Here is an 11,915-nt window from a genome sequence, read left to right as displayed (position 1 = left end):
TGCCGTAGCCCAACACACTTGGAGGTCGCTTTCTCCCAGTGTTTTATTCCGGTATCTGCTGTTTGGTCTGTGGTGTCGGGCCGCACCAGGAGACGGTGGCTCCGCCGGTGAGACGACGGGCCGTGAGGCCGGTCACGGCGAGGTGGATCACGGCTTCGGAGCGGGCGGGCAGGGTTTCGTAGTCGCGGGCGAGGCGGCGGTGGAGCATGTGCCAGCCGTAGGTCCGCTCGACCGCCCATCGCTTTGGTATGGGGGTGAAGCCCCTGGTTCCGGGGGTGCGGGCGGTGATCTCCATGTCGATACCGAGGGTGGCTGTGTGCTCGACGAGGTGTCGGCGGTAACCGCCGTCGACCCAGACCTCGCGGATGTCGGGGTGTTCGGCGGCGACCTGGTCGAGGAGCTGGGTACCGGCCACGGAGTCCTGCACGCTTGCCGCAGTGACGAGCACCGCGAGCAGGAGGCCGAGCGTGTCGGTGACGATGCTCCGCTTCCGGGCCACGATCTTCTTCCCGGCGTCGATGCCCTGGCCGGAGGTGGGGACGCTGGTGGAGGTCTTGACGCTCTGCGCGTCGATCACGCAGGCCGACGGTTCGGCGTCCCGCCCTTCCTTCTGCCGCAAGAGCTGCCTGAGCGCGCCGTTGAGCTGGGCGAACACGCCTTCCTTCGTCCACTTCGCGAAGCAGCGGCATACGGTCGCGATACCGATGCCGAACCCCGCGGCGAGCTGGGCGTACGTGTCACCGCATCGCAAATGGGCCAGGACGAGGAGAGCCTGACGACCGGCGGTCAGACGCCGCCACCGGTCCCGATCTCCCCACGCCGCACAGCGAGCCGTTCGGTCAGGCACCGCAGCGTGCGACTGGACAGGTCGATCGACGACGGGCAGACAAGCGCACGAAGCTCCTGGTAGCTGCGGGCGATCCCGGCCGAGAACCTGGCTACCAGGAGCTTCGCCGTTCCGCAGAACCGTCCAACACGCGGCCATCAGCGTCAGGTTGGAAAAGGCTCAGTGCTCTGGCCCAGGGCGTAGCCGTGTCTCCACCGGTGGCGGGGTCTGGCCCGGCACCCTGTTCCCATGACCGACGTCTTCGAGCACACCCCGCAGGTCTGGAAAGCCGCGCCGCTTCGCGACGCGCTCAGCGACCTGCCCAATGACGCGCCCATCCGCATCGGTGTGGCAGGCGACCCCGGCGACTTCGATGGATACCGGGACTTCGTCGCCGCATCCGAGAAGGCCTACGAGGACTCCAGTGCCAGTGCCATGGGTACGCCGACACTGGAACTCAGCGGCGTGGAACTGCCAGAGTTCGAGAGGGGCTACCTCGCCCACTACACCGGGTACCCCGCTTGGACACGCAAGGCCTTGATACCTCCCGGTCTGCTCCCCAGCACCTGGCAGCAGACTTGATACATCGTGTCCGCTCCACACAACCTGAGCCAGAACCGCAACCCGTATACATAGCCCCGCCACCGACAGACACGGCGGGCCGCGCGGTGGCCGTGGTCCTCTGGCCCCGCGCAGCCCGGTCAGGCCGCCCCGGGATGCTTCTCGCCCGGGATGCGGCTCTGTGCCGCTGATCCCTAGGAGAGCGAGGTTGGTTTGCGTGGCGGCGGGACGGCGCGCAGCAGTTCCCACAGTGGGCGGGAGCCGGCAGCCCATACGGCGAGGGTGTGGCGGTCGACGACGTGGAGGCGCTGCTGCTCGGCGAAGTTCACCGCCGGCCCTGTGACGCGGCCGTTCGTGACGATGACCGCGACGTCGGCGTCGTGGACCTGGCGGGCGGTGCCGTTGAGGACCTGGAGGTCCGGGGTCCCCACCGCAGAGCCGGCGAGACCCTTGCGCCGGTGCTTGCACTGGATCACCCAGTGCCGCCCGTAGGGGTCGGTGGCCTTCACGTCCGCGCCCAGATCCCCGCCTCCCCCGACTCGGACGGCGTCCCGGCAGCCGTCCCGGCGCATCAGGTCCCGCACCGCGTCCTCGAACTGGGAATGGTGCAGGGCATCCAGCTGGGGTAGCCCGTAGCGCAGGCCCTGCGCGCGGACTGCTTCCCACCGCGCCTGCTGCTGCTTGTGGTAGAGCCAGCCGCAGCCGGCCAGCACGGCGAGCACACCGATGGCGATCAGGATCCACCAGTGGGCCAGCAGCCAGTTGACGACGGCCACCACCAAGGCGACGGCCAGGGCCGCGAGCACGAGGAAACCGATGAGCCGGTCGTCCGCTCGCTGTCGGCGCCTGCCCGGCCTGCGGGTCCGCCGCCGCACTGGCGGGCGCCTGCTCGCCGCCACCCGGTTCTTGCGTGCGCGGGGGCTCACCGGCCGGCCTGAGTGACGCCACTGGCGAGCTGGCCGAGGAAGTCCATAAACCCCTGGCCCACCGGTGTCGGTGCGATGAGCACCCCCAGCGCCAGAACGATGACGACGGTGAACTTCTCATCCAGCCGACTCCGAGAATGCGTACGCCGACGCAACCGGATGACGACGATGACCGCGAGCAGCACGGCCACGTTGATGGTCAGCACTGTGTTCAGACCCCCCAACGATCGGCCATCACCACGCGGGGGCGGCAAAGCGCACCCCGACGTCCTTGTGTAGCCGGGCCTCAGCGATGTTGGAGGCGGGTTACCGGCGAATGGCACAAAGCCATCGGACCTGGCCGAATACCGCGTGCGGCTGTGCTTGGCCCTCTGCCGGGGCGTCAGGCCAGAAGAGGTCACCCGCCTCCCCGCCGGTTCTACCGGGCCAGCCCAGTCCTCTGAGTCGCGGTCGCTGCCCGGGACTCGCTCCGGGGGAATCCGGATCCGGTGGGCTGTTTCTACGGAAACCTCGCCGGTTCCTTGGCAGGACTTGCAGCCCTCCGCACCGAGCGCACCGGAAGCGGAAGCGCAGGCCGGGCAGGGGTGCCGGTCGGCGAGGAGAAGCCGTGTGACTGCCCCGAAGGCCGCGATGCGAGAGCTCACCGTGGACCGGACATATCTGTCCGCCCCGCGAGTGGGCAATTCCTCGTCGAAGTACCGCCGGTCGATTTCACGGAGGGCCGGCACGACCTCGAAGGCACCGGCCGGGCGGTCATCGGGATTCTTGGCCAGGAGCCGGGTGACGAGAGCCCACCAGCTCCGACGGGGTGGCGAGCCGAAATTTGAGCAAGGGAGCCGGCTGCTCGTTGAGGTGCTGGTTGATCAGGTGCGAGGAAGTCCCGGTGAAAGTCAGTTGCCGGTGATCATCTCGTAGATCACGCATCCGAGGGAGTACAGGTCGGAGCGGTGGTCGAGGGCGCCACTGGAGCACTCGGGCGCCCTGTGGGCCGGGATGCCGATCAGGACGCCGGTGGTGATGTCGTGCCGGGCGTCGCTGCTCTTGGTGATGCCCAAGTCGACGGCCTTCGCCTTGCTGTTGGAGCGAACGATGACGTCGGACGGCTTGATGTCCCGGTGGGTCGGGCCCGCCTCGTGCGCGCTCCCCGGGGCGTCAGCGACACAGGCCGCCGTGCGCACGACCTCGGGCAGGGGCAGCCGCCCGCTTTCCAGCACCAGGTTGAGAGGCTTTCCGCGAAGCAGCTCAGGCATACGGCCGCCCGTCGTACATCGCGGAGCCGAAGTCGTGCACGGTGACGATGTGCGGGTGGGACAGGACGAGGACATCGCCCGGCTCTCGCCGCTCAAGCACCGCAACCTGAATCTGCTCGGCCGCTACAGCTTCACCGCCTCCACCCCGGCCGCCGGCGCCCTGCGCCCACTGCGCGACCCGGACGCGCAGGAGCTGGACGAAGACGGCGACGGGGATGAATGAGGCGGTCCACCACTGGGGCCCAGGCCGGAACCCTTGCGCCGGTCAGCGCCGCTGGGCGGAAAGAGCCATCCCGACGGCGAGCTGCGCCGCGGCAGTGACAAGCAGCGCCGCCACCGGCAGGGTCCAGCCGCCGGAAGCACTGCGCAGCAGGCCGACGGCGAACGGGCCGAGGGCAGCGACCAGGTAGCCGAGGGACTGGGAGAGGCTGGAGAGCGCGGTGGTCTCGGCGGGGCCGCTGCCGCTGTTGCCGATCACCGCCAGTACCAGGGGGAAGGAGCACAGCCCGAACCCGACCAGGACGGCCCAGGCGACGGGCAGGGCCACCGGGGCCAGGAGGAGCCCGGTGAATCCGGCGAGCATCGCCGCCGAGATCGCCATGAAGGCGAGCCGCAGCCGGCCCGGTGCGCGGGCGAAGGCGAGCACCATGAAGGTGGCCGGGACCCCGACGGCCTGGGACACCGCGAGGATGCCGCCCGCACCGCCACCCGACATGCCCTGCTCGGACAGCATCGTGGGCAGCCAGCCGATGATCGCGTAGCAGTTCAGCGCCTGGAGCGCGAAGTACGCGGTCACCAGCGCCCCGAGCCGGGTACGCGCCATCGCCCACGGAGACACATACATCCCGCAACCCTCCGAAGAGGACGCGGGGCGGGCCACGGGTGCCCGAACGAACGCCCACACCAGCGTGGCCAGCAGCGCGGGCATCGCCCACACGGCCAGCCCCAGAGAGGGTGAGCCTGCCCAGGCAGAGAGCGGTACGGCGACGGCCGCGCCCAGAGTCGAGCCGAGTGCCATCACGGTCGTGTACACGCCGGTGAGCAGCGCGATCCGGGCCGGGAAGTGGGCGCGGAGCAGGGGCGGCAGCAGGACGTTGCACAGGGCGAGGCCGGACATGGCCAGGACGGTTCCGCCGAGCAGCGCCCAGGTGGCGGGGATGCCGCGGAGGGCGAGCCCGGCCGTGAGTGCCGCGAGCGCGAGCAGCACGGTCCGCTCGGCCCCGAGGCGGCCGGCGATGCGGCCGGTGAAGAAGCCGGCGGCGGCGAAGCTCAGCGTCGGCAGAGCGGGGAGTGCGGCGGCAGCCGCCGAACCGAATCCGAGGTCGGTCCGCAGGGCGTCGAGGAGGGCGGAGGCGCTGCTGATGCCGAGGCGGAGGTTGAGCGCGATGAGCACCACGCCGGCTCCGGCGAGCCAGGCGGCGCGGGTGTGGCCGAGGGGCCTGCCGGTGGTGAAGGTGGTCGTCGTCATGCGTAAAACGTAAGACGTTTGATGTTTATCAGTCAAATCATCGGATGTATGATGGCTGTATGAGCCTGGACCCGGTACGCCGCCCCTCACTGTCCACCGAGGTGCTCGACACGCTCCGCCGGCAGATCACGAGCGGCGAGTGGCCCGTGGGCACCCGGATCCCGCCGGAACCGGAGCTGATGCGCCAGCTCGGGGTCGCCCGCGGCACCGTCCGCGAGGCCGTCCGCGCCCTCGCCCACGCCGGCCTCTTGGAGGTCCGCCAGGGCGACGGCACCTACGTGCGGGCGGCCAGCGAGCTCTCCGGCGCTGTCCAGCGCCTCTACGCCGACCGGGCCTCCGCCGAGCTCCTCGACGTACGCGCCGCCCTCGAAGGCAAGGCCGCCCACCTCGCCGCCACCCACGTCACCGACGACGACCTCGCCGCCCTGGCCGCCGCACTGGAGCGCCGCGCGGAAGCCTGGGCGGCCCGGGACTTCGAAGGCTGGGTCAGCGCCGACTGGGAGTTCCACACCCGCGTCGTCGACGCCTCGGGCAACGCGCTGCTCGCCGAGCTGTACCGCAACCTCACCGAACCGCTGCGCGCGTCGATGTCCGGCCTCTGGGAGCGGCCCGGGTTCAACGGCGCCGATCCCGCAGGACACGAAGACCTCCTGGCCGCCCTGCGCGGCCAGGACCCCGCCGAAGCCGCCCGCCAGGCCGACATCAACATCAGCGCCACCGCCGAATGGCACCGCTCCACGAGGTGATGCGCCCCCACCCGGCCCCGACGCCGCCCACCTTCGCGGGCTACCGGTCGGCAACGATGGCGAGCTCAAGCGGTCAGCGCATCGCCGCTGTTCAGGAGGCCGGCGTAGACCTCTGCCGGAGTGCGACAGCCATGGGTCTCGCGCGGACGTTGGTTGAGCTCTCATGCCTGCGGCGGAAATCGTCTGGCGTCTGGTCGAGGAGTATGAGGCCACGGTGGCGGGCCTCCCCGCCGTACGGCATTGAGCAGGCGTATCTGCAGGTTTCTCCGCGGGGCCCTTTCGCGCCGTCAGGACGACAGGACAGCGGCGGCCCAAGCCATACTGAGGCGACCCAACAGCCACGCTCACGCGGCACAACCGATGTGCCGGCACGGGCAGGTACGCGGTGGCGGCCGCGCAACATCGGCGCCGAGATCACGGGCCGCAACAAGTGGGCGACGGCGAAGTCCACGTCGGCACCATGCACCGCTTCAAGGGCCTCGAATACCAGCGCCTCGCCATTGTCGGCGCCAGTGACGGCATCATCCCCCGCACCAACGCCATCGAGCGCTTCCGCACCGAAGACCCTCCCCGCCACGAGCGCGAACAGCGCAAGGCGCGCTCCCTGCTGTTCGTGGCGACCACCCGGGCCCGCGACGCGCTGAACATCAGCTGGCACCACAAGCCCAGCCCCTACCTTCCGATCTGACCCCGGCGCCGCCCTCCCCACCCATGGGAGGGCGGCGTTGGCCGGTTCTCGGTTCGCTCTCAAGCGCGTGAGAGGGAACTCGCCTCATAGCGCGGCTGATAGGCATGGGCGCCCCGAAGATGGCCCGCGGTCGGCGGCCGGAGATCAACTGGAAGAACAGGTTCGCTGCTTCATGACAGCCATCCCTCTCTCACGGCAGCCACCCCCGCCGCGCCGCCTGCCACACCAACTGCGTCCGCGTCGCGGCGCCGGCGCGCTGCATCAGCACCTGGATCCGGCGCTGCACCGTGCGCTGGCTGACTCGTAGCTGCGAGGCGATCGCTTTGTCCGCGACCCCGGCGACGACCAGGGACAGCAGATACCGCTCGTCGTCGGCGACGTTCGCACCGGGCCGCGGACTGCCGCCGAAGTCGGCCAGCTCACCGGAGTCCGTGACGTGCAGCGGCGACGCCGCCGCCCACTGGCTCTCGAACAGCGCGATCAGCGCGTCGAGCAGGCTGCTGCCGTGTACCACCGCGGCCGTCGGCTCCCCCAGCGAACCACCCGAACCGCCGTGCATCAGCGGGCAGATGGCGATCGAACCGTCCGCGATCACCATCCGCACCGGCAGCGTCCCGGTAGCCCGCGCCTGCTCACCCGCGCGGATGCTCCGGGCAACGTTGTCGACCATGCCGGGCTCCTCCAGCAGCGCGCGCTCATAGATGGCCTCGTACCGCACCCCGCGGGCGAGCAGCTCCCACTCCTCGTCGTTCTCCGCCGCAGGCATGGCCACATGGCCGGCCTTGCAAAGCCACCGCATCTCACTGGCCCCGTACGCCATATGACGCAGCCGCTGCCGGATCACACTCGCCCCCGTGATCACCTCGACAAGCTGCCCTGCGTCATACCGCCGCCCCCCGGCCCGGTACTCCTCGGTGAGCTGCTCCACCCCCCGCCGCGCCGACTCCAGCGCCTCATGCCCACGCAGCAGCAGCGGACGCAGCGCGGCATCGGGCGCCACCGGCACATAGCGCACCGCGCCCCCCGCCGGCGAAACGGCCACCCGCCCCACCAGCCCCTTGTCGTGGAGCGAGGCCAACAGCCTGTGTGTCTGCGCCACGTCGAGCCCCAGCTGCTCGGCGATCACCGCGGCATCAGCCTCACGCACCCCGACGAGGAAGCGGTACACCCGCTCCTCCCCCGCCCCGATCCCCGCGGCCTCCAGCATGTGTCCGCCTCCCACGACGCCCCCACCCACCCCAACCGATGTACCACCCAACGGACACAGCGTGATCTAACCACACCCGCACACCGGAACGTTGTCCGCTTTATCACGCACGACGACCATCCGACTTCGATATGCGCGAAGTGTCGGCGAGCGGACATGTCACTTCTTCGACAGGCGCGACCGTAGCGTCGGTGCCCCTTCCTGCCGAGGCTTGACCCGCCGGTCGCGGAACCCTCCCTGCCGGCGGAAGGAGAACGTTCAGCATGCGTTTCAGGCGAAGAGCCGCACTGCTCAGCTTCACCTTGGCGACCACCCTGGCCACCACCTTGGCCGGCGGTGGCCTGGTGTACGGTGCCACCCCCGCACCGAAGTCCGGGGAGGACGCGGTAACCACCCCGTCCCAGGCAGAAGTCCGCACCGCGAAGGTCACCCTCGTCACCGGAGACCAGGTGACGGTGGCCACGAGGGCGAGCAAGACCCTCGCCGTCAACATCACCCCGTACCACCGCAGTGCGGCCGAGCTGCGGACGTACACCGTCGGCACCGATGTGTACGTGATCCCGCGCGACGTCGAAGCGCTGGTGCACAACGGCCAGGTGGACAGCCGGCTGTTCAACGTCACCCAGCTCATCGCCCAGGGGTACGACGATGCCCACCACGCGTCGACCCCGATGATCGTGCGCTACGCGTCCGGCGCCAAGGACACCGCACCCGGCGGAGCCCGCCTCACACGGAAACTCCCCGGCGTACGCGGAGCCGCCGTCAGCGCCGACAAACGCAAGGGCGACGCGTTCTGGGAGGCCGTCGACGACGACAGCGCCCGTGCGGGTACCCCCAAGGCCCGCCTTTCGGGCGGCGTCCAGCGCCTCTGGCTGGACGGGCAGGTCAAGGCGCTCCTAGACAAAAGCGTCCCGCAGATCGGCGCCCCGGAGGCGTGGAAGGACGGTTTCGACGGCACCGGCGTGAAGGTCGCGGTGCTGGACACCGGTGTCGACGCCACCCACCCCGACCTCGCCGACCGCATCGTGGAAAGCCGCAGCTTCGTCCCCGGCGAGACGGTGCGCGACGGGCACGGCCACGGCACCCACGTCGCCTCCACCATCGTGGGAAGCGGAGCCGCCTCCGGCGGGAAGTACCGGGGCGTGGCACCGGGCGCCGGACTGGTCGTGGGCAAGGTGCTCGACGACGGCGGCACCGGTTCGGAATCCTCGATCATCGAAGGGATGGACTGGGCCGCGCACTCGGGGGCGAAGGTCATCTCCATGAGCCTGGGCGGCGGGGAAGGCGCCGACGGCACCGACCCCATGGCGCTGGCGGTCAACGAACTGACGGCGCAGACCGGCGTGCTGTTCACCATCGCGGCGGGCAACAGCGGCCCCGCGGCGACGTCCGTCGGCTCACCCGGAGCCGCCGACGCGGCCCTGACGGTCGGCGCCGTGGACTCCACCGACGCAGTCGCCGACTTCTCCAGCCGGGGCCCGCGAGGCGGTAACGGCGGGCTCAAGCCGGAGATCACCGCGCCGGGCTCGCGGATCGTTGCCGCCCGCGCCGCCGGCACGACGATGGGCACACCGGTGGACGGCTCGTACACCACCGCGAGTGGCACCTCCATGGCCACGCCGCACGTGGCCGGCGCCGCCGCGATCCTTGTGCAGCGCCACCCCGACTGGACGCCGGCCCGATTGAAGAGCCAGCTGATCAGTACGGCCAAGACCACCGCTGCCACCTCCGTCTACGCCCAGGGCGCCGGCCGCGTGGACGTGGCACGCGCACTCCGGCAGCCCGTATCGGCCAGCGGCACGGCCGACTTCGGACTGCGGGACTGGGACGCCACCGCCCCGGTCGGGAAGAAGATCGAGTACGTCAACGACGGCGACCAGCCGGTCACCCTCGCCCTGAAGGTCGAGAACGCGGGCGAGGAACTGCCGGCCGGAGTGCTCAGCCTGGGAGCCGACTCGGTGACCGTGCCGGCGCACGGCACCGCCGAGGTCGGCCTCACCCTCAACACCGTCGGCGTGACGACCGGATCCCACGGCGCGCACGTCACCGCGGTCTCCGCCGACGGGCGGACGGCGGCAGTGACCGCGGTCGGCTTCGGCCGGGACGTACAGCGCTTCGACGTTACGCTGAAGGTGCTCGACCGCGACGGCAAGCCGACGAGCGGCATCGCCGCGGTCACCGCCTGGCGGCTGGACCGCTCCGAACTACCCGAGACGTACCCGGTCGCAGCGGACGGGACCGTCGTGGTGCGGGTACCGCGCGGCGAGCACGCCTTCATCTCGGAGATCTTCCACTACAACTCCGACTGGAGCCGGCTTGAGGAGTACACCTACGCCGCCCAGCCGGGCACGGTGATCGACTCCGATCGGACCTTCACTCTGGACGGTGCCAAGGCCGGCCCGGTCACCATGACCACCTCCCGGCCGACGGAGACCAACCGAGCCCGCGTCGGTCTGAACTTCCAGGCCGTGGACGGTGGCCTCATCCACGACCGCGAGACGTGGCTGGACGGCGAGACGGCCGTGTACTCCATCCCGTCGCAGACCGCGAACGAGCGCTTCGAATCGCGCGTCGGCTGGTCGCTCGGCGCACCCGCACTCGACGCCCGCCTCGTCGGGCACGGCAACCGGACCCTGGACGCGGCCTACTTCGAGGGCTGGACGGGCTCCGCACGTATCGACGGCACCCGCGTCCTGCGCGTGGCGAAGGCCGGAGAGAACGTCCGGGGCAAGCTCGCCCTGGTGAAGCGGAGCGCCGAGCGCACGGCGGGAGAGCAGGTCGACGACGCCGCGAGCGCCGGTGCGCTCGCCATCCTCATCTACAACGACATCCCCGAGAACTGGCTCACCGGCAACTGGGGCCCAACGGCCACCAAGATCCCGGCGATGACCCTCTCCGGCACCCAGGGCGAGAAGCTGGCGGCCCTGGACAACGCCATGATCAGGATCTCCGGTACGGCGGTGAGCCCGTACTCCTACGAGCTGCTGAAGTACCGCAAGGGTGGCATCCCCGCCGACCAGCGCTACCGGGTACGCAACGAGGAACTGGCCACCGTGGACTCCTCGTTCCACGCCTCGACGCCGGCCACCGAAGGCGGATACGCCCGGCTGACGCGCTCGCCGATGCAGCCGACGGCGTACTTCGGCTTCGATCGGGTGGTCCTGCCGCGCTCCCGGACCGAGTACGTCTCCGCGGACGTGCCCACCTGGGAAGCGGTGAAGGCAGGTCCCGTGTGGACGTCTGACGGCTCCTGGAAGATGACGAACGCCTCGACGCTCAAGGCCGGACAGCGCGTGCACCGCGACTGGAACAAGGCCGTGGTACGCACCGCGCTGCCGGACGCACAGTCCAATGCGGCCGTTCGGCAGGGCGATGTCGGTGTGGTGGCGTCGGGCGGTCTGCTCGACACCGCGCCGGACCAGTCCTTCTCCGCCGAAGCCGGCAGCGACAAGGCGCTGTCCACCGTCTACCGGGACGGCCAACTCCTCGGCAGCATCGGTTCGGCGCCCGTCGCCTTCCCGATGACGGCACAGCGCGCTGAATACCGCGTGGTCACCGACGTGCAGCGGGACGCCCCCGGCTGGACGACCTCCACCAAGGTGCGCACCGACTGGCGATTCCACTCCGAGCGGAAGGAAGGACTGACCCTGCTCCCCGTCCTGTCGGTCGACTACCGACTCGACGTCGACCAGGCCAACAGCGCCCGGCCGCATTCCACCACCCGCATCGGACTGGGCGTGCGCTACCCCAAGGGCCTGAATGGTCTGAAGCTCGCCGGGGCGAAGCTGTGGGCCTCATACGACGACGGCGCCAACTGGCGGCAGGTCCGCCTCGACGGCGGCCTCAACGGCACGATCGGCAACCCCGTGAACGCGGGCTTCGTGTCGCTGCGCGTGCAGGCCACCGATGCCGATGGCAACACCATCGAGCAGACGGTGACCCGCGCCTACCAGATCCGCCGCTGACCGATGCCGGGGCGCCTGCACCGTAGGCGCCCCGGCGTGCGCGCCCAGCAGTGATGCCCTGCCACTGGTGGTTCCGTCGGCGTTGACCACGGTGAGCCCGGACATTCCTTCCCGACCGACGCGGCGACGTCGGCCTTGCTCGGTGACCTGTCGTCAATCACCAGGGAAGGTGCGTCCTCCCGGCCGATCCACAGGTTCTGAGCATTGCTCCCGTGTGAGTCTGGAGCGAATCTGCTGGTCGGTGCGCTTGGCCGTGCTGGCGGGGTGACCGAGCGCAA

At 70.4% G+C, this 11,915-nt stretch carries 9 protein-coding genes and 2 pseudogenes; 5 read left to right on the top strand and 6 right to left on the bottom strand.

Annotated elements, in window-relative coordinates; translation table 11 throughout:
* Window positions 1–43: 43 nt before the first annotated feature.
* A pseudogene (locus ACFVT1_RS26485) lies at window positions 44–921 on the bottom strand (IS5 family transposase).
* Between the two features lie 154 nt (window positions 922–1,075).
* On the opposite strand from ACFVT1_RS26485, the gene ACFVT1_RS26480 reads away from it, so the two are divergent.
* Window positions 1,076–1,408, top strand: coding sequence for a DUF6225 family protein (locus ACFVT1_RS26480; RefSeq protein WP_389799843.1), 333 nt, complete (start codon window positions 1,076–1,078; stop codon window positions 1,406–1,408).
* Between the two features lie 173 nt (window positions 1,409–1,581).
* Here ACFVT1_RS26480 and ACFVT1_RS26475 read toward each other — a convergent pair whose 3' ends face one another.
* The 3 genes from ACFVT1_RS26475 to ACFVT1_RS26465 form a co-directional block, all read right to left on the bottom strand.
* The gene (locus ACFVT1_RS26475) at window positions 1,582–2,313 is read right to left on the bottom strand and encodes a restriction endonuclease (protein WP_389799840.1); all 732 of its coding nucleotides are present in this window, start codon (window positions 2,311–2,313) and stop codon (window positions 1,582–1,584) included.
* Window positions 2,310–2,519, bottom strand: coding sequence for a hypothetical protein (locus ACFVT1_RS26470; protein WP_389799838.1), 210 nt, complete (start codon window positions 2,517–2,519; stop codon window positions 2,310–2,312). The genes ACFVT1_RS26475 and ACFVT1_RS26470 overlap by 4 nt, the downstream gene beginning before the upstream one ends.
* Before the next feature lie 684 nt (window positions 2,520–3,203).
* On the bottom strand, window positions 3,204–3,563 hold the full coding sequence (locus ACFVT1_RS26465; RefSeq protein WP_389799836.1) for a protein kinase: 360 nt from the start codon (window positions 3,561–3,563) through the stop codon (window positions 3,204–3,206).
* A gap of 34 nt (window positions 3,564–3,597) precedes the next feature.
* Between ACFVT1_RS26465 and ACFVT1_RS26460 the strand changes: the two genes are divergently transcribed.
* Window positions 3,598–3,786, top strand: a complete 189-nt coding sequence (locus ACFVT1_RS26460) for a hypothetical protein (RefSeq protein ID WP_389800185.1) — start codon at window positions 3,598–3,600, stop codon at window positions 3,784–3,786.
* 42 nt (window positions 3,787–3,828) lie between these two features.
* Here the strand turns inward: ACFVT1_RS26460 and ACFVT1_RS26455 are convergent, their stop codons facing one another.
* Entirely contained in the window at window positions 3,829–5,031 is a 1,203-nt protein-coding gene (locus tag ACFVT1_RS26455) for an MFS transporter (protein WP_389799833.1), read from the bottom strand.
* Between the two features lie 59 nt (window positions 5,032–5,090).
* Here ACFVT1_RS26455 and ACFVT1_RS26450 point away from each other — a divergent pair, with 59 nt between their 5' ends.
* Both ACFVT1_RS26450 and ACFVT1_RS26445 read left to right on the top strand, forming a co-directional pair.
* On the top strand, window positions 5,091–5,777 hold the full coding sequence (locus ACFVT1_RS26450; RefSeq protein ID WP_389799831.1) for a FadR/GntR family transcriptional regulator: 687 nt from the start codon (window positions 5,091–5,093) through the stop codon (window positions 5,775–5,777).
* A gap of 418 nt (window positions 5,778–6,195) precedes the next feature.
* Window positions 6,196–6,465, top strand: a pseudogene (locus ACFVT1_RS26445) (3'-5' exonuclease); the annotation flags it as partial.
* A 190-nt stretch (window positions 6,466–6,655) separates the two neighbouring features.
* Here ACFVT1_RS26445 and ACFVT1_RS26440 read toward each other — a convergent pair.
* Window positions 6,656–7,672: a helix-turn-helix domain-containing protein gene (locus ACFVT1_RS26440; protein WP_362201832.1), complete on the bottom strand. Its 1,017-nt coding sequence runs from the start codon at window positions 7,670–7,672 to the stop codon at window positions 6,656–6,658.
* Window positions 7,673–7,935: 263 nt separating this feature from the next.
* Between ACFVT1_RS26440 and ACFVT1_RS26435 the strand changes: the two genes are divergently transcribed.
* Window positions 7,936–11,637: a S8 family serine peptidase gene (locus tag ACFVT1_RS26435; protein WP_389799828.1), complete on the top strand. Its 3,702-nt coding sequence runs from the start codon at window positions 7,936–7,938 to the stop codon at window positions 11,635–11,637.
* The last annotated feature ends 278 nt before the right edge of the window (window positions 11,638–11,915 follow it).

It is taken from the genome of Streptomyces sp. NPDC057963 (assembly GCF_042887155.1).
Lineage (GTDB): Bacteria > Actinomycetota > Actinomycetes > Streptomycetales > Streptomycetaceae > Streptomyces.
Note: the sequence above shows the minus strand (reverse complement) of the source record. Positions and strands in the feature narration are given on the sequence as shown.

What these genes read in the sequence shown, in the direction of transcription:
- ACFVT1_RS26480 (WP_389799843.1), top strand. Translation starts at nt 1,076, where the DNA reads ATGACCGACGTCTTCGAGCACACCCCGCAGGTCTGGAAAGCCGCGCCG.
- ACFVT1_RS26465 (WP_389799836.1), bottom strand. Translation starts at nt 3,563, where the DNA reads ATGCCTGAGCTGCTTCGCGGAAAGCCTCTCAACCTGGTGCTGGAAAGC.
- ACFVT1_RS26455 (WP_389799833.1), bottom strand. Translation starts at nt 5,031, where the DNA reads ATGACGACGACCACCTTCACCACCGGCAGGCCCCTCGGCCACACCCGC.
- ACFVT1_RS26450 (WP_389799831.1), top strand. Translation starts at nt 5,091, where the DNA reads ATGAGCCTGGACCCGGTACGCCGCCCCTCACTGTCCACCGAGGTGCTC.
- ACFVT1_RS26440 (WP_362201832.1), bottom strand. Translation starts at nt 7,672, where the DNA reads ATGCTGGAGGCCGCGGGGATCGGGGCGGGGGAGGAGCGGGTGTACCGC.
- ACFVT1_RS26435 (WP_389799828.1), top strand. Translation starts at nt 7,936, where the DNA reads ATGCGTTTCAGGCGAAGAGCCGCACTGCTCAGCTTCACCTTGGCGACC.